A 20,083-nucleotide genomic window follows, 5' to 3' on the forward strand; every position below is an offset into this window, starting at 1 on the left:
TCAATGGGTCCTGAGCCTAAGAACCTAACGCAGCATATCAGCAAACGCCGCGCCCAGAGCGTTGTCGCCGACGTTCGCGAAAAGATAGCAGCGAGTGGCTACGTGATTCATGGATGGAGATACACCGCGGCCAAGGAACTGGCAGAGGCGGGCTGTTCCGATACATAGATCCAGTCGGTCACCGGCCACAAGTCTCTTGAGATGGTCAAAAAATACCGACAGCAAGCCCGTCAGAAACTGCTGTGCAAGGCCGCCCAGATGCGCAGGAACAAAACGCATACAGACTAGGAACACCAAACGAAGTGTAAAACAAATTGTAAAACACAAAAACGACCCAGCAGGACGCCAAGTACAAATTCGTGATTTTCCGTTTAAAATCAATGTGGTGCGGGTGAAGGGACTCGAACCCCCACGCCATAGGCGCCAGAACCTAAATCTGGTGCGTCTACCAATTCCGCCACACCCGCACGACTGTCGGAACCAGGTCCGACGTGAGGCCGCTGAGTAGCAGAGGTTTTCTCCGGATGCGAGAGGAATTTTCGGCATCCCGCCAATCACTACCGCAGCACGGGCGCAGATCCCGAACCGCCCGCCGTCAAGAGCGGACACCGGAGCCCAAAGGCCGACCGCCCCCCCGGTGCAGGCGCTGCGCCCGGCTCCGCCTGTCTATATTCCCATCCATATGCCCGATCGGATGCCTGCTCAGATGTCCGCCGTTTCGGTGCCTCCCTCGCTACAGTCCGAGCCTGCGAAATACCGCTGGCAACTGCTCCGGAAGATCTTCGGCAATCAGTCCCGGCCCAAACGCGAGCGCAGAGTCCACATGCAACCACGCTCCATGGGAGGCCGCGTCAGGAGCCGCGAACTGGCGCGCCAGCAGTCCGGCAACGATCCCCGCCAACACGTCCCCCGCCCCTGCGGTCCCCAACCAGGGGGCAGCCCGCTCGTAAACAGCCGCATTTATCCGGCACAGGCCGCTCTGGTCCGCAACAACCGTATCCGGTCCTTTGAACAGAACAACACAGCCCGCCCGCCGCGCGGCCGCACGTGTGGCATCGACTTTCGAATAGGCCGGGCCGCTCTCTGCCTGGGCCCCGAGACGCGCGGAAAGATCCGGAAACAGACGCGCAAATTCGCCCGCGTGTGGGGTCAGCACGCAGTTGGGATGCAGCATCCCGAACAGACGGTCCGGATCATCGCCATAGGCCGAGAGCGCATCCGCATCCAGAACAACCGCGCGCGCAGGATCGCTCAGAATGATCGGCGTCAGCTCCCTTGCCCGCTCGAGGCCCAGACCGGGCCCGAGACAGACCGTGCGAAGACGCGGATCAGACAGCACCTCCTCCAGCGCCGCCCCGCCGCCAACCTCTGCCACCATCACCGCCGTGACCTGGGCTGCGACCTCCGCCATCGCATCCGGCGGCACCGCCAATGTCACCAAACCCGCGCCGACCCGCAAAGCCGCCCGGGCGGCCAGCCGCGCCGCCCCGGTTCTCCCGCCCCCACCGGACAGCACGACCACATGACCATGAGCGTATTTGTGTGCGCCCTTTCCCTTCGCAAGGTGAGGTGAAAAACCCTCCGCAAAGCGACAGACATGTCGCCCGATCCTTTCGTCCTGATGCAGGTCAACAAGGGCATCCCGGGACGTGGTTCCCGGTTCCGACGTCGTCGGCAGACCGATATCCACACAGCGCAGCTCGCCGCAATGCAAAGGGCCATCCGCCAGAACATGGCCCGGCTTTGGCGCATGAAAACTCACCGTCAGATGCGCATATGCAGCTGCCTCCTCCCCCCGGTACGCCTCATCCAACGAGTCTGCTTCCTCGACCCCGGCCACAGGAGCGAGGACCCGTCCGCTATCGGCACAAACACCGCTGGGCATGTCCACCGCCACAACCACAGTCTGCCCCTTCGGAAGCGCCACACCAGGGCCAGTCCCCACCCTCGTTGTGCAAACCAACTCCCGCAGGCCGCGAAACAGCTCTCCCAATCCCTCGACCGGCCGACTGAGACCGGTTCCGAACAGCGCATCCACCAAAAGATCGCAGCCCCACCCCGCCGCGCCATAGTCATAGTCACTCAGGTCCTGAACCGTCCCGATCTGCTGCCATCTCCGGTAATTTTCCAGAGCGTCCGGCGGCAACCCGTCCGCAACACCGGCCAGATAGACATCCACGTCCCAGCCGCTCTCCTTCAGGCACCGCGCCACCACAAATCCGTCGCCGCCGTTGTTTCCCGGCCCGCACAATACCACGGCCCTGCGAACTTCACCCCGACGCCCGCATTCATCTTTTTCCAAATACCTCGGGGAGTGCGAGGGGCTGGCCCCTCGCCCGCTGTCCTGCGGCGCAAGCTCCGGCCATTTGCGAAAGATCTCCTCCACAACCCCCTGACCTGCCCGCTCCATCAGCGCCAGCCCGGACACCTGCCCCGCAACAATCGCCGCAGTTTCAATCGCCCTCATCTGGGAGGCTGTCAGGATCTCATCCATAGCTCTTCCATATCTCTGCCCTTGCACCGACGCCCCTTTCATTTTGCCCATATTTTAATCGCCACGACTATTTTTTAATCACACGACAGGAAACGCCTCAAATCCGCCATAACCTCTTTGGCTTTCGCATTGTGAGCACCAGTTGAAAATGATCTGACCTCTCTCGACAAGGTTGCGAGGAGCCCGGACATGAAAAAGATCGAAGCCATCATCAAGCCCTTCAAACTGGACGAGGTGAAGGAAGCGCTGCAGGACGTTGGCGTACAGGGTCTGTCTGTGATCGAGGTCAAAGGATTTGGCCGCCAGAAGGGGCACACCGAACTCTACCGCGGTGCAGAATACGTCGTCGATTTCCTGCCCAAAGTCAAAGTCGAGGTGGTTCTGGACGACGATCAGGTCGATGCCGCGATCGAAGCCATCGTATCTGCCGCAAAGACCGACAAAATCGGTGATGGCAAGATTTTTGTCAGCCCCGTAGAACAGGCCATCCGGATCCGCACCGGCGAATCCGGCTCTGACGCGCTGTAATACCAACACCCAAATACCAAAAGTTTTCTGACGGAGGAAAAACTTCAAATGAGCAAGGACGCAGTTCTCAAGCTGATCAAGGATGAAGAGGCGGAATACGTCGACATCCGTTTCACTGACCCGCGCGGTAAGTTGCAGCACGTGACCCTGATGGCGGATCAGGTCGACGAAGACTTCCTCGACGAAGGCTTCATGTTCGACGGCTCCTCCATCGCCGGCTGGAAATCCATCGAAGCTTCTGACATGAAGCTGATCCCGGACACCGAGTCCGCCTATGTGGATCCCTTCTACGCCGAAAAAACCATCTGCATTCACTGCTCCGTTGTCGAACCCGACACTGGCGAAGCCTACGAGCGCGATCCGCGCGGCACCGCCGAAAAAGCAGAAGCCTACCTGAAGTCCTCGGGCATCGGCGATGTCTCCTACTGGGGTCCCGAAGCGGAATTCTTCCTCTTTGACGATGTGCGCTTCTCCAACTCCATCAACAAAGTCTCCTATGAGGTCGACGCAACCGACGCCTCCTGGAACTCTGACGCGGAATTCGAGACCGGCAACATGGGTCACCGTCCCGGCGTCAAAGGCGGCTACTTCCCGGTGAACCCGGTCGATGAAGCCCAGGACCTGCGCTCCGAGATGCTCTCCACCATGAAGCGTCTGGGCATGAAAGTGGACAAGCACCACCACGAGGTTGCCTCCTGCCAGCACGAGCTTGGTCTGATCTTCGGTAGCCTGACCAAACAGGCCGACGAGCTGCAGAAATACAAATATGTGATCCACAATGTGGCCCACGCCTACGGCAAAACCGCGACCTTCATGCCGAAACCGATTGCCGGCGACAACGGCACCGGCATGCACTGCAACATGTCGATCTGGAAAGACGGCAAGCCGCTCTTTGCCGGTGACAAATACGCAGATCTGTCGGACGAAGCCCTGTGGTTCATCGGCGGCATCCTGAAGCACGCCAAGACCCTCAACGCCTTCACCAACCCGTCCACCAACTCCTACAAGCGCCTGATCCCCGGCTTTGAGGCCCCGGTTCTGCGCGCCTATTCCGCCCGTAACCGCTCCGGTTGCGTGCGTATTCCGTGGACCGAATCCCCGAAGGCAAAGCGTGTGGAGGCCCGCTTCCCCGATCCGGCGGCGAACCCCTATCTGGCCTTCGCGGCGCTCCTGATGGCCGGCCTCGACGGTATCAAGAACAAGATCGATCCCGGCGAAGCCATGGACAAGAACCTCTACGATCTGCCTGCCGAAGAGCTGGCCGACATCCCAACCGTCTGCGGCTCCCTGCGTGAAGCGCTGGAATCCCTGGCCGCCGATCACGATTTCCTGCTGCAGGGCGACGTGTTCACCAAGGACCAGATCGAAGGCTATATCGACCTCAAGATGGAAGAAGTCGAAACCTACGAGCACACTCCGCACCCGGTTGAATACCAGATGTACTACAGCTGCTGATCGCAGCCGTATCTCACAATTGAGGAAAGAGCGCCCCGTTGCGGGCGCTCTTTTCATGTCGCGCGCCTCTCACATGATGCTCCGCTGATAGGGCGCTCTTGGCTCCCAGCGATGTGCAATTCCTGCGCCCCACGCTGCAATTTCGGTTGAGATGAGCCGGGCGCTGCTGTAGGGCTGCCCGCCTTGATCCGCGCGAGGTACCGCTCATGACCCACCCGAACACACTTGGCATCGACTTTGGCACCTCCAATTCTGCGGCCGGTGTTGCGGTGTCCGGGCGCCCCTGGCTGGTCGAACTGGAACCCGGCGAAAACACCCTGCCCACGGCCGTCTTCTTCGACGCCGAGACCAAGGCGATGCGGATCGGGCGCGGGGCCACGCGGGCGCTGATCGACGGCGACGACGGTCGCTTCATGCGCGCCCTGAAGAGCCTGCTGGGCACCCCGCTGCTGTATGAAAAACGCCGTCTCGGTGGCAAGTTGATGGATTTCACCGACGTCATCTCGCATTTCCTGAGGGAGGTGAAGACCCGCGCAGAAACCGCGACGGGGATGGAATTCACCCATGCGCTCTCCGGGCGGCCGGTCAAGTTCCACTCCAGGGACGAGACCCGCAATGCAAGGGCCGAAGAGGATCTGCGCATCTGCTACCTGAAGGCCGGCTTCACCGATGTGCGGTTCCTGTTCGAACCCGAAGCTGCGCTGCGCTCTGCCCGCCCGCATCCCGGTATCGGTCTGGTGGTGGACATCGGCGGCGGCACCTCGGACTTTACCTGTTTCGAACAGGAGGCTGACGGCCAAACCCGCATCCTTGCCAGTCACGGCCTGCGCCTCGGGGGAACCGATTTCGACCGCCAGATCAGCATCGATCACGTGATGCCGCATCTGGGGCGCGGCGCCATGATCCGCAACAGCTTTGGCGGCGGCGCCCTGCCCGCGCCCAACCGCCTGTTCAACGATCTGGCGACCTGGGCCATGATCCCGTTCCTCTATGGTCCCGAGAGCCGGCGGGCGGCGCATGATCTGGCGAGAAACGCAGAAGACCCCGCCGTGCTGGAGCGGCTGGTGCGGGTGCTGGATGACGAACTGGGCCACGATCTGGCCTTTGCCACCGAAGCCGGGAAGATCCGCTCCAACAGCGACGGCGGCACAGGGGACGCCCGGATTGACCTGCGCCTGATCGAGCCGGGTCTCGCCGCCCCCCTGCCCCCCGCCGCCCTGGACCAGAGCCTGTCCGCGATGGTGCAGGAGATCCGCACCGACGCCGCCGAGACGCTGCGGCTGGCGGGAATTTCCCCCGACAAGGTTGACCGCTGCGTCATGGTCGGGGGCTCGGCGCTCTTGCAATCGGTGCGGGCTGCCATCCAGGATCTCTGCCCCAACGCGGAAATCGAGACCGACCGGGCGATGACCGCGGTGGCCGACGGGCTGGCCCTTGCCGCGCAGGATGCCACGTTTTGACAGGAATTCCCCCCACATCCGGGGGTGATCCGGGGCCATGATCCGGATAGGCTGGAGACCACTCAGAATTGGTTGCCCGAGGTTTTCATGCGCTCTTTTTGCTCTGCCATGCTGCGGACCGCCGTACTGCGGACCGCCATATCTGCTTCCCTATTGCTCGCGCCCGCCGGGGCGCAGGCCGCTACTTGCGGCAATACTGCTACGGGGTTTGAGGCGTGGAAAGGCAGCTTTGCACGGACCGCAAAACGGGCGGGCGTTGGCCAGGCCGGGCTGGCTGCCCTGGCGCAGGCGCAATATGCGCAAGGGACTATCAACGCCGATCGCAATCAAAAAAGCTTCAAATACGCGCTGGACAAGTTCATGCAGATCCGGGGCGCCACCACCATCGTGGCGCAGGGAAAGAAGAGAAAAGCCCGCAATGCCGCCTTCTTTGACGCGCTGGAGAAGAAATATGGTGTGCCCGCCGGGATCCTGATTGCCATTCACGGAATGGAGACCGCCTTTGGCAGCTACATGGGTGACAGCCAGGTGGTTTCTGCGATCGTGACGCTGACCTATGACTGCCGTCGGTCGTCGTTTTTCGAACCCCATGCCCTCGGCGCGCTGAAGCTCGTCGATCAAGGCGCCATCACATCCGCCACCCTCGGCGCCAAACATGGCGAGTTGGGTCACACACAATTCCTGCCGGGCAACGCCCTGACCTACGGGCAGGACTGGAACCGCGACGGGCGGGTCAATTTCTACGATATGGGCGATGCGCTTGCCTCCACCGCGCATTTTCTGCGCAAGAAAGGCTGGAAGCGCGGACGTGGCTATCAGCCGGGTGAGCCGAACCATAAAGTCCTGAAACAATGGAACGCGGCCACGGTCTATCAGCAGTCATTGGCCATTATGGGACGCCAGATCGACGGGATCTGACAGTCGCCAGAGCGTTAAAAACAATCAACAGAGCATCAGGGCGATTGTAAAGCCTGGGGCGTCAATATGGCGGCAAACGGCCGCGCTTTGGCCACATTCCAGCAGGGACCAAACGTAAACTTACAGTCAAACCACTGTGTAGAAAGGGTTTTCTTCCTGCCTTGTTTCGCCTCCGAAGGCAGGGAGATCAAACGCAAAAACCGGCGCAGCCGCCAAACTTTGTACTATTTCAAATTTTACATTGTTTCTGGACACAACCGATGGAGGACTTCACGGTGCTGGATCAGAAAATACAGAATGTTTCCGCCACCAGTTTTCGTGGCAAACTGGGCTTCGCAGACCGCAGCGAAACGACGCTGAGCACGGCCTCGACCATCGTGGTGAACACCCTGCAGGAATACGGTCACGAGGTCGATCAGTTTCAGGCCAGACGCGCCCATCGGATCAGTCTCGACTGCGATCAATATACGGTCGGGATCTGCCACCGCCGCAGCCCGACCCCCATGCGCCAGCTCGACGGCGAGGCCTGTCGCAGCTCTCTGGCGGTGACGCTTACCCCCCGCTATCCCGACCACACCGATGAAGAACTGTCAGAGATGTTGATGGCGCGGGTGCTGTACGACCTGCTGGGCGAGCTGGATGCCACGACCGTGGAATGGCTGGACACCGGCGTAGTGCTGGACCGTGCGGCCTTTCTTGCCGTGTTTGCGGCAGAGGGCGTGCAGGTTGCGCAGGACATCCAGACTCCCATCGATACCGCCACCGCAAAGCCGATCGGCCGCACCCCGCCGCTGCTCGTTGGCGAGATCCTCGACCCCGACACCACCGCCCGGCCCGCGCCCCGCAGCGCGGCAAAATCCAGACAGGCCTCGCGCCGGTCCCGATTTGCGTCGGTCGAGGAGACCTTTGGCGGCCTCACCCTGGAATGTGATCGCATTATTGAACGGCGCGACACCAGCAGGGACAGCGGCTTCACCCAGGCCTGCCGCAAGCTGACGGATTTTGTGTCACCGCAGGCCTGGACCCCGAACAAGGCATCGGCCTGGGTGATGACGGCGATCCTGGCAATTCTGGCCTTGCCTTTGGGGATCACGGCAGCCGCAGTCAACTTGGTCCGCGGCGGCGATATCCGCTTCAGCGTCCAGATGATGCTGGTGCTGGCCTTCATCATGTTCCTGCAGTCCTCGGGGTTGGGTCACGCTGGCTTGCGCTGACCGCGCGCACAAACTGCCCACCCGGCCCCGCACCCCTCTGGGTACGGGGCCTTTTGCTTCTCTGCCCGCCACAACGAATGGCAGCGCCGAGCCGGTTCACGATTGCGGCAGGGGAGAGCGGATCTCCGCCAGAAGACCGTGATGATCGGAGGTGAACTTCGGCAGCACCGTGATGTGTCCGGCGCCTGCGGGGGCAAGCACATGGTCGATGCCGATGGCGTAGCCCAGCGGTGGCAAATCAAAGGTCCCCACATAGGGGCCGACCCGCGCCATCCCACCTGCGCGCGCAATCCGGTCCAGCGCATGGGACCAGCCCACCGCATTGAAATCTCCCGCCAGAACCATCGGCCCATCCAATGCGCTCAACTGCGCAACAGTTGCATCGACCTTGGCATTCTGCTCATGCGGCCAGGGCCAGGGCAGATGCAGCGCCGCCACCCAGAGCGGGCCTGTCTCGGTCGCCAGCCGAACCGCCGCCAAGCCCAGATCCGGCACACAGTCGAGGCGCTCGACCACCCGATGCGCCCGCGCCAGAACCGCAACGCCACCCACCGCCCGAAACGGACAGACCTGCTGCACCGGATACTGCGGCTGCAAGGTCGCCAGCACCGCCATGTTCTGCGCGGAGACCTCCTCCAGCGTGATCACATCCGGCTGCAGGTCAAGAATCGACTGCACGAGCGCATCATTGCCCTTGTTGTTGAAAAGCATGTTCTTTTGATAGAGCGTCAGCCCGGCCGTCGCCGAGGGATCCTCTGCCCGCGCCATATGACTGAGCCAGCTGGTCAGCACCACCGATGTCGCCAGAACACCGCAGAGGGCCGCGCGCGGATCCCGGCGCAGGGCGAAGGCGCAGATCATCGCCACTCCCGCAAAGGGCAGCCGGAACACCGCCAGGCTGTCACCGAGCGGGTGCAACCACCCCAGGAACCCGCCCAACAGGCACACAAGCGATCCCGCCAGCACGACCCAGCCGCACAAGCGCAGGGGTGCGGTCCGCCGCATCACGTCTCCTGCCGCTCCTGCCGCGCGCGAGGGCCGGAGCAAATGCCGGGCAGCCTCCGCCGAACGCCCCTGTCCGCCCTGCGATGCCTGCCGATACCGCAGATCACGCGATCTCTCATGTGACGTTCCTTCACCTTCCCGTGACGGCGATGACCGGTCTCTTGCCGTGTCCTGCCAGCCCGCGCATCTTAAAAATGAGCGCCCGTGAATGCCAAGCCCCCAAACCTCCCGAAAGCCGCCTGAAAGCCGCCCGATGCCAACCGAACGCATAACCTTTCCCGGTCACGCCGGTCATGATCTCGCCGCGCGGCTGGATCTGCCGACGGGGCCGACCCTCGCCACTGCCCTTTTTGCCCATTGTTTCACCTGTTCCAAGGATATTCCGGCGGCCCGGCGGATTGCGGCCCGGCTGGCGTCCATGGGCATCGCCGTGCTCCGGTTCGATTTCACCGGGCTGGGGCATTCCGGCGGCGAGTTCGGCAATACCAGCTTCAGCTCCAACGTCGAGGATCTGATCGCTGCGGCGCAGTATCTGGCTGCGCGTGGCATGGCGCCGGACCTGTTGATTGGCCACTCTCTGGGCGGTGCAGCCGTCTTGCGGGCGCGGGCTGGCATTCCCTCGGCACGGGCCGTGGTCACGCTGGGGGCGCCCTTTGATCCCAGCCATGTCGCCCATCACTTTGATCACGCGCTCGGTGTCATCGCCCAGGAGGGACAGGCCGAGGTGAGCCTTGGCGGACGCCCGTTCATGATCGGACAGGGCTTCATCGACGATATCCGCCGCACCGAGTTGGGCAGCGCCCTGGCCGATCTGCGGGCAGCTCTGCTGGTCATGCACGCGCCACGTGACATGACGGTCAGTATCGACAATGCGGCAGAGATTTTTCAGGCCGCCCATCACCCCAAGAGCTTTGTGACGCTGGACGATGCGGATCATCTGATCTCTGACCCCGGTGACGCAGAATATGCCGCCGGCGTCATCGCCGCCTGGGTCGCGCGCTACGTGGACATGAGCCCGCCCGCCCCGCCGCCGGGGGCGCCGGAGGGCGTATTGCGGGTGACCGAAGCGGACCCCGAGGGGTTTCTGCAGGACGTGCAGAACGGGCCCTACCACCATCTCTACGCCGATGAACCCGAGGCCTATGGCGGCACCAACCGAGGTCTGTCTCCCTACGGGTTTGTGGCGACGGGGCTTGGTGCCTGCACCTCGATGACCCTGCGGATGTACGCGCGCCGCAAGGGCTGGCCACTGGACGGCATCCGCGTCGAGGTGAGCCATGACAAGGTCCACGCACAGGATGCCGCGCCCTCGGGCCCGGCAAAAATCGACCGTTTCACGCGCATCATTCACCTCGACGGCAACCTCGACCCGGATCAGCGCCGCAAGCTTCTGGAGATCGCCGACAAATGCCCGGTGCACCGGACGCTGGAACACAGCTCCCATGTGGAGACAAAACTGGCGCCCCCGCCCGGTCCCGGGGATCCTACCGCTCCGCCCGATGCGCCTGCCGGCGCGACCCCGCTCACCGCGACCGCCCGGTCAGACTAGCCGGGACGGTCGCGCCCCCTGACCTGCCCTGCTCTTGCCGTTTGCCGCGACGTCGCATATGACGCCGGATATCTGCTGCGCAAATCTGACAGAGGTCCATTCGCCTATGATCCCCCGCTATTCCCGCCCCGACATGGTTGCCATCTGGTCGCCCGAGACCAAATTCCGCATCTGGTATGAAATCGAGGCGCATGCCTGCGAAGCCATGGCAAACCTCGGTGTCATTCCCCGCGAAAATGCGGATGCGGTCTGGAAAGCCAAGGACGTGCAGTTCGATGTCGCCCGTATCGACGAGATCGAGGCCGTCACCAAACATGATGTGATCGCCTTTCTCACCCATCTGGCCGAACACGTCGGCAGCGACGAAGCACGTTTCGTGCATCAGGGGATGACCTCCTCGGATGTGCTGGACACCTGTTTCAACGTGCAGCTGACCCGCGCCGCTGACATTCTGATCAAGGATATGGAAGGCCTGCTCGCGGCGCTGAAACGGCGCGCGCTCGAGCACAAGGAAACCGTCCGGATCGGGCGGTCCCACGGCATCCACGCCGAACCCACCACCATGGGGCTGACCTTTGCCCGCTTCTATGCGGAAATGGACCGCAACCTGCGCCGCCTGACCGTCGCGCGCGAGGAAATCGCCACCGGCGCAATTTCCGGCGCGGTCGGCACCTTTGCCAATATCGATCCCCGCGTCGAGGAATATGTCTGCGAACAGCTCGGCCTGCAGCCAGAGCCCGTCTCCACTCAGGTCATCCCCCGCGACCGGCACGCCGCCTTCTTTGCCGCCCTCGGCGTCGTCGGATCGTCGATCGAGAATATCTCCACCGAAATTCGCCATATGCAGCGCACCGAGGTTCTCGAAGCCGAAGAATTCTTCTCCAAGGGTCAAAAGGGCTCCTCGGCGATGCCGCACAAGCGCAACCCGGTATTGACCGAGAATCTGACCGGCCTCGCCCGTCTGGTCCGCATGGCCGTTGTGCCCGCAATGGAAAACGTGGCGCTCTGGCACGAGCGCGACATCTCCCACTCCTCTGTCGAGCGCAATATCGGCCCCGACACCACCGTCACACTCGACTTCGCTTTGGCGCGCCTGACGTCCGTCGTGGACAAACTCGTGATTTACCCGGAAAACATGCTGGCAAACATGAACAAATTCCGCGGTCTGGTCATGTCCCAGCGGGTACTTCTGGCCCTGACGCAGGCCGGTGTCAGCCGCGAAGACAGCTACAAACTGGTGCAGCGCAACGCGATGAAGGTCTGGGAAGAAGGCAAGGACTTCAAAACCGAGCTGCTTGCGGATGCCGAGGTCACGGCCGTGCTCTCCCCCGAGGAGATCGAGGAAAAATTCGACCTCGCCTATCACACCAAACATGTGGACACGATCTTCAAGCGGGTGTTTGGCGACTGAACCGTCCAGCCCGCATCTGTTGAACACTCCCATGACCCCGCCGTATCTCGGCGGGGTTTTTTGGGGGCTGTTTTCGTGCCTGTTGGTTGCAGCTGACGCGGAAACCCCAGATATCACGGCTTCGTGATCGAAGAATTTGCCCAACCACCGTGTTTTCATCATAGTCACTCATGACAAGCGCACAGGAGGTTTTCATGCGTCTCACAGCTCTCGCACTTGCCATCGCCCTACCGGTTTCCGCATTCGCCGCCGGCAGCGATTCAACCACACCGCCGACCCCGAGCGAAACCACCAAGAAATGCTGGGGCAAACGGGTCTGGGACGCCGAGGCGCAGAAATGCGTCAAGCCGGAAGAGTCGTCCATGAACGGCCATCAGCTTCTCGAAACAGCGCGGGAACTGGCCTATCTCGAACGCTTTGACGACGCTCAGGCGGTGCTGGCCGCGCACCCGGATCAGGCCGACAGCCGCGTCCTGACCTACTGGGGCTTCACAAATCGCAAGCTCGGACGCCGGGAACTTGCCAATGATTTTTACCAAGAAGCGATCGCCCAGGACCCCGACAATATCCTCGCCCGCAGCTATATGGCGCAAGGCTTTGTCGCCAATGGAGAATATGCCCAAGCGCTGGCCCAGTGGAAGGAAATAAAGGCCCGTGGGGGGACCGGAACATGGGCCGAAGCCTCGCTGCGGCACGCACTCGAAACGGGTGTGACCGTTAACTACTAAACTTCAGGCTTTCTTTACTGCTGAAAGACTATCGTGCCCTATGACAGAAAGAGAATCTTTTCGGGTCTAGGTTCAAGAATGGAACAATCATCAGCCTTAGCGCTTCCCATGCCGTCGATGGGCGACGGACTTGGTGACTTCGGGTCGCCATCTCAGCCGCCTGCGCTCATGGGAGGGGCGTCCCAGCTTAGTGGGAAAGCCAAAGCCGCGATCGTCGTGCGTCTTCTGTTAAACGAAGGCGCCGACATACCGCTCGAAGAGCTGCCGGATGATCTGCAGCTCGAACTTACCCAGCAAATGGGCAAGATGCGTCTGGTTGATCGCCAGACCGTGCAATCGGTTGCGGCCGAATTTGCCGAGCAGCTTGAAAACGTGGGGCTGTCCTTCCCCAATGGTCTGGCAGGTGCCCTGACCGCCATGGAAGGCAAAATCAGCCGTCACACCCACTCCCGCCTCCGCAAGGAAGCAGGCGTGCGTCAGTTTGGCGATCCCTGGGAACGGCTGCGCAAGTTGCCGCCCGAGGAACTGGCCGAATTGGCAAAAGCCGAAAGCACCGAAGTTGCGGCGGTTCTGCTGTCCAAGATCGACACCAACAAGGCCGCAGAAATGCTGCAGTATCTGCCGGGCCCGATGGCGCGGCGCATCACCTATGCGGTCAGCCAGACCAGCAATGTGACACCGGAAACGGTGGACCGGATCGGTCTCTCTCTGGCCTCGCAGATCGAAGCCCGCCCGGAAGTCGCCTTTGCGCAAACGCCGGGCCAGCGGGTTGGCGCGATTCTCACGCAGTCTCAGGCCGCCAAACGGGAGGAAGTGCTCACGGCGCTCGACGAAGAGGATATGGAATTTGCCACCGATGTGCGCAAATCCATCTTCACCTTCGCGCTGATTGCCGAAAAAGTCGAAGCCGTCGATGTGCCGAAACTGGTCCGGGCCCTGGGTCCCCCGGAAATCACCACCGCGATCGCATTTGCAACCGACGACGCCGATGTGGCCTCGGTCAACTTCCTGCTGGAGAACATGTCGTCGCGGATGGCCAACAACCTGCGCGAAGAAGCAAATGCCCTTGGTCGTGTGAAACGCGCGGATGGCGAGGCGGCCTTTGGCATCATCGTCAATATGCTGCGCGAGATGGTGGTCAACGGCGACATCGAACTGAAGTCGGACGAAGAAGAAGAAACCTGATCTTCGGGTGCCCGCAAGGGCGCCCGTCAGTCGCTATGAACAGCGATCTGCTTTCCGGATCCCTGACCCGACGGGAAACCCGCGCCTTTTTGGTGCGGGTTTCTTGTCCCCGGCTTCAGGCCGGCCTATGGTCCGGCCGTGCGATTTTGCCACCAAGGACAGACCAGACCCTATGCCCGTTGCCCCGTCAGAGCTGACTTTTTCCCAACGCGCCAAATACTTTGGTGTGAACATCGTCCTGCGGGGCCTGATTGGCGGCCTCAAACTGATCCCCTATCGCTGGCGGGTGCCGACGATGGGTTGGGTGCTGCGCAAGATCGCGCCCTTTGCCGGGTTCCACAAACGCGTGCGGCGCAATCTCGCCTATACGCGGCCCGACCTCAGCCCGTCTGAGATCGAACAGCTCTGCCATCAAGTGGCCGACAATGTGGGGCGCACCCTGGCGGAACTCTACGCCGGCACCCCATTCTGGGAACGAGCGCAGGCCGCAGACATCCGCGGGCCGGGGTTGAAGGCGCTGCAGGAGGCCAAAGCCGCCGGCCGCCCTGCGGTGCTGGTCACCGGGCATTTCGGAAATTACGACGCCGCGCGCTCAAAGCTGGTGCAGGTGGGGTTCAACATGGGGGCCCTCTATCGCCGCATGGCCAATCCCTATTTCAACGACCACTACGTCAAAGCCATCTCCGCGACGGGCAAGCCTATGTTCGAACAGGGAAAACGCGGCATGGTCGAGATGGTTCGCCATCTGAAATCCGGTGGCAACATCGCAATTGTTGCAGATATGCATGCACAGGGCGGCGAGTATCTGCCGTTCTTCGGGCGCCCTGCCCTGACGTCGACCGTGCCGGCCGAGTTGGCCCTCAAATACAATGCCGCCTTCATCCCGGTCTATGGGCTGCGTCAGGAAAACGGGCTCGATTTTGCGATCATCATGGCCGATGAGATCCCGCATTCTGACCCTGTCACCATGACCCAGGCCGTGTGCGACGATCTCGAACGCAGAGTGCGGCAGAACATGGGCCAATGGTTCTGGGTTCACCGGCGCTGGAAACCAATGCATGATACGCCGCATCCTGACGATCCGAACGGCGGCGCCGAAACGATCGGATCCTGAGCGCGCCTAGTCCACCCGGGCGGCGGCAAGAACCGGACCATGGGGCCATTCCTGAACCAGAATTGCGGCGGGCAAATCGTCGGGCAAGGTCGCTGACAGCTCCAGCGGAGTGCGCCCGTCCCATTCGGCGAGGACGTCATGGCTCTTGACGATATTGGCATAGTCCAGCGTGTGACCGGCCAGCTCGCCTCTTTTGATTTCCACCCGTCGCATCGGCATATAGCGCACCAGCTGCACTTGTAGCGTGCCCTCAGCAGCCCCCGGCACCGGCGGCACAGAAATAGAAGCAACCGCCCCAACGCGATCCACCGAGATATTGAGCCGTGATTTATGGCCGAGATATTGCACCATCGCATCCGCCACTTGCATGGCGTCGGCCCCCACCACATCCTCGCGGCCCATTATGATCATCTGCGGTGTATAGACCATGTTGCGCCCGGCGACATGCGCATAGCCGCGCTGCCGCTCGGTGTGTTCGGGCGCAGCAAAGGCATCCGCCCAGCCAATATAGTCCCAATAGTCGACGTGATAGGCAAGCGGCAGCACATCCCTGCGCTGCGCCATCCGTTTCAGCAACTCATCCGCGGGCGGGCAGGAGGAACAGCCCTGCGAGGTGAACAGCTCCACCACCACCGGCGAGGGATCTGCCGCCGCTGGCTGCGAAACTGCGCAAACCGCCGCAAAAAACAGTGATGAAAGCGAAAAGTAACGCATGAGTCGCCTGTAAGGTTGTTAGGATTATTGGTGTAAGTCTCCCCCTCAACGATAGCCAATCAATCATTCTTGAGAGGTGTGACAGCAAAAAGTGTGAAAACTGTGTACTATTGCATACAAAATCTCAATCCGCCTCGTTTCTGCTATTGAATGAGACGTCTGCTTGATGCAGATAAGCCGCAGCGAAGTCCCTATTTGTCATCCATGAGGGAGGCCAACATGCCTATCACCGTCGGACAGGATTCTACCAAGACGCGCAAATCGCTCAGCGTGAATGGTAAATCGATTTCATATTACTCAATTCCCGCCGCAACTGCTGCTGGACTGGGTGATTTTACCAAACTGCCGGCGGCCCTGAAGGTTGTGCTGGAAAACCTGCTCCGGTTTGAGGACGGCGGCTTTTCCGTCTCGACCGATGACATCAAGGCCTTTGGCGAGTGGGCCAAGAACGGCGGCAAGAACCCGCGCGAAATCGCCTACCGCCCCGCCCGTGTGCTGATGCAGGATTTCACCGGCGTTCCGGCCGTTGTTGACCTCGCAGCGATGCGCGACGGCATCAAGAACCTCGGCGGTGACGCCAACAAGATCAACCCGCTGGTGCCCGTGGACCTGGTCATCGACCACTCCGTGATGATCGACGAATTCGGCAATCCGCGGGCGTTCCAGATGAACGTCGACCGCGAATATGAACGCAATATGGAACGCTACCAGTTCCTGAAATGGGGTCAGGGCGCCTTTGACAACTTCCGCGTTGTGCCCCCCGGCACCGGCATCTGCCACCAGGTGAACCTGGAATATCTCGCACAGACCGTCTGGACCGACACCGACCAGAACGGCGAGGAAGTCGCCTATCCCGACACGCTCGTCGGCACCGACAGCCACACCACCATGGTCAACGGCGCCGCCGTTCTGGGCTGGGGCGTTGGCGGGATCGAGGCAGAGGCCGCGATGCTCGGTCAGCCGATCTCCATGCTGATCCCCGAGGTCGTCGGCTTTGAGCTGACCGGCCAGATGGTCGAAGGCACCACCGGCACCGACCTCGTGCTGAAGGTCGTGGAAATGCTGCGCGAATTGGGCGTGGTCGGAAAATTCGTTGAATTCTACGGCAGCGGTCTGGACCACCTGCCGCTCGCGGACCGGGCCACCATCGCCAACATGGCACCGGAATACGGCGCCACCTGTGGCTTCTTCCCGATTGACGGCGAAACCATCCGCTACCTCGAGAACACCGGCCGCGACAAGGACCGCATCGCCCTGGTCGAAGCCTACGCCAAGGAAAACGGGTTCTGGCGCGACGAGACCTACGCACCAATCTACACCGACACGCTGTCGCTCGACATGGGCAGCATCGTTCCGGCAATCTCCGGCCCGAAACGGCCGCAGGACTACGTGGCCCTCACCGCAGCCAAAGACGCCTTCCGCTCCGAAATGGAAGAGACCTTCAAACGGCCCATGGGCAAGGAAATCGCCGTCGCCGGCGAGGATTACACCATGGAAAGCGGCAAGGTCGTGATCGCGTCGATCACCTCCTGCACCAACACATCCAACCCCTATGTGATGATCGGCGCGGGCCTCGTTGCACGCAAGGCCGCCGCTCTCGGACTGGATCGCAAACCCTGGGTGAAAACATCCCTCGCCCCCGGTTCACAGGTCGTGTCCGCCTATCTGGAGGCCGCGGGCCTGCAGGAAGATCTCGACAAGGTTGGGTTCAACCTGGTGGGCTATGGCTGCACCACCTGTATCGGCAACTCCGGCCCGATCCAAAAAGAACTCTCCGACGCAATCGCCGAAGGCGACCTTGTCGCGACCGCGGTTCTGTCCGGCAACCGCAACTTCGAAGGCCGTATCAGCCCCGATGTGCGCGCCAACTACCTGGCCTCCCCGCCGCTGGTCGTGGCCTATGCGCTGGCCGGCACGATGGACATCAACCTGGCGACAGATCCCATCGCGCAGGACAAAGACGGCAATGACGTCTACCTGAAGGACATCTGGCCAACCACCAAGGAAGTCGCGGATCTGGTTCAGCAAACCGTCACCCGCGAGGCCTTCCTGTCCAAATATGCCGATGTTTTCAAAGGCGATGAAAAATGGCAGGGCGTGGAAACCACCGAGGCGGAAACCTATGACTGGCCTGCCGCGTCGACCTACATTCAAAACCCGCCCTATTTCAAAGGCATGGGTCATGAGCCAGGCACCATCTCGGATATCGAGGGCGCCAAGACGCTGCTGATTCTCGGCGATATGGTCACCACCGACCACATCTCTCCGGCCGGGTCATTTGCGACCACGACACCGGCGGGCAAATACCTGCTGGAGCGGCAGGTGCAGCCGCGCGAATTCAACTCCTACGGCTCGCGCCGCGGCAACCACGAGATCATGATGCGCGGCACCTTTGCCAACATCCGCATCAAGAACGAGATGCTCGATGGCGTCGAAGGCGGCTATACCAAAGGCCCGGACGGGGCGCAGACCTCTGTGTATGAGGCCTCTATGGCGCATCAAGAGGCCGGAACGCCGCTGGTGGTCTTTGGTGGCGAGCAATACGGCGCCGGCTCTTCGCGTGACTGGGCGGCAAAAGGCACGGCGCTGCTTGGGGTCAAGGCTGTGATCGCCGAGAGCTTTGAGCGGATCCACCGCTCCAACCTTGTCGGCATGGGCGTCATCCCGTTTGAATTCACCAATGGCGACACCCGCAAATCGCTGAAGCTCACTGGTGATGAGACGGTCGACATCAAGGGGCTGCAAAGCGTCACGCCGCTGCAGGAGGTGGCCTGTGACATCACCTATAGCGATGGCAGCACCAAGACCATCACTCTGAAGTGCCGGATCGATACCGCACCAGAGATTGAATACATCGAAAACGGTGGCGTGCTGCACTACGTGCTGCGCAAGCTCGCCAAGAGCTGATCCTCCCCGAAAAGGATACAGATTCGAAAGGGCAGCCTCAGGGCTGCCCTCTTTTTGTGCATCGTGCTGTTGCGTCATGATGTGATCGTAATATTAGCATAACCAAATCTAGCGTACGCTTTACGCGAATGCAGAAACATCACGATTCGGGACATCAGAATGATCGCCGTCATGACCAAATATCGCCCACAGAAACACAAGTTTGACGAGGTGATGACCTTCGCCACCGACCTGGCGCAGGATAAAAAGGGGTTGAGAAAAGGCTGCATTGAGACGCAGTTGTTTTTGTCAGTTGACGCCGAAGAGATCCGGACGCTCAGCTTTTGGGAAAGCCGCGAGGCCTTTGATACCTACCTCGATATCGCCGTGAAAGGCGACGCATTGATGGAATTTCAATCCACATATCTCCGCGAGGAAATCCAACCGCAGATCTTTGATCCCATCAACCTGCGAGAGAGTCGGTTCCTGCCCCAGGATAACACCGTGGTCCCTCTCAGAATATCCTGACCTCTCCGGCCTGAACCGGCCGGCGCGCCGGCCTGCTCCCTTGCGCTTCGGCAGTTGATGCACTTGACTGGGCCAGACTGCAGGACGCGGGACGGGAGAGGACCCAGGCATGACCAAAACGGTAATCGTGACCGGCGGGACATATGGGATCGGCCGTGCAATAGCGTCCGATTTTGCCCGCGATCACAACGTCGTGCGATCATTCCTGAAAACGCCGCCGCAGGACGTGCTCGACACTGCGGCCCCCGACACACAGGTCCGGGACACACAGGCCCCGGGTACACAGGCCCCAGGGACACAGGCAAGTGTGATCTCGGTGCCTTGCGATTTGCTCCAGGACGGCAGCGCGGCCAGTCTGGTTGCCGCCGCGATGGACGCATTTGGCCGGATTGATGTGATCGTGAACAACGCGGGCCTGGTTGAGTCGACGCCGCTGGATCACTTTGATGCGGTCTCGCAACAGCGGATATTCGGGCTCAATACGCTGGCCCCTCAGGCGATCTTGGCGGCGGCTCTGCCGCATCTCGGCCCCGGCGCCGCGATTGTGAACATCTCCTCGGTCAACGCGGAATTGCCGCCCAGGGGCACGGCCACCTATGGTGCCAGCAAGGCCGCGCTGAACCTTTGGACCCGTGCCATGGCGAAGGAGCTCGGCCCCTCCGGGATCCGCGTCAATGCGGTCGCCCCCGGCGCCACCAACGTGCCAGAGGCCCCAAGGCCGGAGGATCTCACCGCCCTGTTTGTCAAGGAAACCGCGCTGGGGCGCATCGGCCTGCCGGAAGACATCGCCAGGGCCGTGCGGTTTCTCGCCTCCGATGATGCGAGCTTTATTACCGGCGAAATCCTGACTGTGAGCGGCGGTTACCGGCTGTGATGGCCCCGACAGGCCGGCCC

16 protein-coding genes and 1 tRNA gene are annotated in these 20,083 nt (G+C 61.5%); 13 read left to right on the plus strand and 4 right to left on the minus strand.

All coding sequences use genetic code 11. The features are described 5' to 3' along the window. Window positions 1–383 precede the first annotated feature (383 nt). Both FGE21_RS15940 and FGE21_RS15945 read right to left on the minus strand, forming a co-directional pair. A tRNA-Leu gene (locus FGE21_RS15940) sits at window positions 384–467 on the minus strand. Between the two features lie 266 nt (window positions 468–733). Beyond that, a complete protein-coding gene (locus FGE21_RS15945; RefSeq protein ID WP_139664421.1) occupies window positions 734–2,494 on the minus strand; it encodes an NAD(P)H-hydrate dehydratase in 1,761 nt (586 codons plus the stop codon). Window positions 2,495–2,683: 189 nt separating this feature from the next. Between FGE21_RS15945 and FGE21_RS15950 the strand changes: the two genes are divergently transcribed. The 5 genes from FGE21_RS15950 to FGE21_RS15970 all read left to right on the plus strand — a co-directional run bounded on the left by FGE21_RS15950 (window position 2,684) and on the right by FGE21_RS15970 (window position 8,069). Beyond that, window positions 2,684–3,022, plus strand: coding sequence for a P-II family nitrogen regulator (locus FGE21_RS15950; protein WP_139664422.1), 339 nt, complete (start codon window positions 2,684–2,686; stop codon window positions 3,020–3,022). Window positions 3,023–3,070: 48 nt separating this feature from the next. After that, window positions 3,071–4,477: a type I glutamate--ammonia ligase gene (glnA, locus tag FGE21_RS15955; protein ID WP_139664423.1), complete on the plus strand. Its 1,407-nt coding sequence runs from the start codon at window positions 3,071–3,073 to the stop codon at window positions 4,475–4,477. Window positions 4,478–4,683: 206 nt separating this feature from the next. Then, a complete protein-coding gene (locus tag FGE21_RS15960; protein ID WP_139664424.1) occupies window positions 4,684–5,937 on the plus strand; it encodes an Hsp70 family protein in 1,254 nt (417 codons plus the stop codon). Between the two features lie 87 nt (window positions 5,938–6,024). After that, a complete protein-coding gene (locus FGE21_RS15965) occupies window positions 6,025–6,855 on the plus strand; it encodes a lytic transglycosylase domain-containing protein (protein ID WP_255731625.1) in 831 nt (276 codons plus the stop codon). Window positions 6,856–7,115: 260 nt separating this feature from the next. Beyond that, window positions 7,116–8,069: a hypothetical protein gene (locus FGE21_RS15970; RefSeq protein WP_139664425.1), complete on the plus strand. Its 954-nt coding sequence runs from the start codon at window positions 7,116–7,118 to the stop codon at window positions 8,067–8,069. A 96-nt stretch (window positions 8,070–8,165) separates the two neighbouring features. Here FGE21_RS15970 and FGE21_RS15975 read toward each other — a convergent pair whose 3' ends face one another. Then, window positions 8,166–9,074 carry an endonuclease/exonuclease/phosphatase family protein gene (locus FGE21_RS15975; protein ID WP_139664426.1) on the minus strand — a complete coding sequence of 303 codons (909 nt, stop codon included), beginning with the start codon at window positions 9,072–9,074 and terminating at the stop codon, window positions 8,166–8,168. 253 nt (window positions 9,075–9,327) lie between these two features. Between FGE21_RS15975 and FGE21_RS15980 the strand changes: the two genes are divergently transcribed. The 5 genes from FGE21_RS15980 to FGE21_RS16000 all read left to right on the plus strand — a co-directional run bounded on the left by FGE21_RS15980 (window position 9,328) and on the right by FGE21_RS16000 (window position 15,061). After that, window positions 9,328–10,623 carry a bifunctional alpha/beta hydrolase/OsmC family protein gene (locus FGE21_RS15980; protein ID WP_139664448.1) on the plus strand — a complete coding sequence of 432 codons (1,296 nt, stop codon included), beginning with the start codon at window positions 9,328–9,330 and terminating at the stop codon, window positions 10,621–10,623. Between the two features lie 106 nt (window positions 10,624–10,729). Further along, window positions 10,730–12,034: an adenylosuccinate lyase gene (gene purB, locus FGE21_RS15985; protein WP_139664427.1), complete on the plus strand. Its 1,305-nt coding sequence runs from the start codon at window positions 10,730–10,732 to the stop codon at window positions 12,032–12,034. 194 nt (window positions 12,035–12,228) lie between these two features. Further along, a complete protein-coding gene (locus FGE21_RS15990) occupies window positions 12,229–12,762 on the plus strand; it encodes a hypothetical protein (protein WP_139664428.1) in 534 nt (177 codons plus the stop codon). Between the two features lie 78 nt (window positions 12,763–12,840). After that, window positions 12,841–13,947: a flagellar motor switch protein FliG gene (locus tag FGE21_RS15995; RefSeq protein ID WP_139664429.1), complete on the plus strand. Its 1,107-nt coding sequence runs from the start codon at window positions 12,841–12,843 to the stop codon at window positions 13,945–13,947. Window positions 13,948–14,119: 172 nt separating this feature from the next. Continuing rightward, entirely contained in the window at window positions 14,120–15,061 is a 942-nt protein-coding gene (locus tag FGE21_RS16000; RefSeq protein ID WP_139664430.1) for a lysophospholipid acyltransferase family protein, read from the plus strand. Window positions 15,062–15,067: 6 nt separating this feature from the next. Here FGE21_RS16000 and FGE21_RS16005 read toward each other — a convergent pair whose 3' ends face one another. Continuing rightward, window positions 15,068–15,775, minus strand: a complete 708-nt coding sequence (locus FGE21_RS16005) for a thioredoxin family protein (protein ID WP_139664431.1) — start codon at window positions 15,773–15,775, stop codon at window positions 15,068–15,070. Window positions 15,776–15,994: 219 nt separating this feature from the next. Here FGE21_RS16005 and acnA point away from each other — a divergent pair, with 219 nt between their 5' ends. The 3 genes from acnA to FGE21_RS16020 all read left to right on the plus strand — a co-directional run bounded on the left by acnA (window position 15,995) and on the right by FGE21_RS16020 (window position 20,063). Next, the gene (gene acnA / locus FGE21_RS16010) at window positions 15,995–18,682 is read left to right on the plus strand and encodes an aconitate hydratase AcnA (protein WP_139664432.1); all 2,688 of its coding nucleotides are present in this window, start codon (window positions 15,995–15,997) and stop codon (window positions 18,680–18,682) included. Between the two features lie 171 nt (window positions 18,683–18,853). Beyond that, the gene (locus FGE21_RS16015; protein WP_176695465.1) at window positions 18,854–19,189 is read left to right on the plus strand and encodes an antibiotic biosynthesis monooxygenase; all 336 of its coding nucleotides are present in this window, start codon (window positions 18,854–18,856) and stop codon (window positions 19,187–19,189) included. Window positions 19,190–19,298: 109 nt separating this feature from the next. Beyond that, entirely contained in the window at window positions 19,299–20,063 is a 765-nt protein-coding gene (locus FGE21_RS16020; RefSeq protein WP_139664434.1) for an SDR family NAD(P)-dependent oxidoreductase, read from the plus strand. The last annotated feature ends 20 nt before the right edge of the window (window positions 20,064–20,083 follow it).

This window comes from Phaeobacter sp. B1627, from assembly GCF_006265095.1.
In the GTDB taxonomy this organism is placed as follows: Bacteria; Pseudomonadota; Alphaproteobacteria; order Rhodobacterales; family Rhodobacteraceae; genus Epibacterium.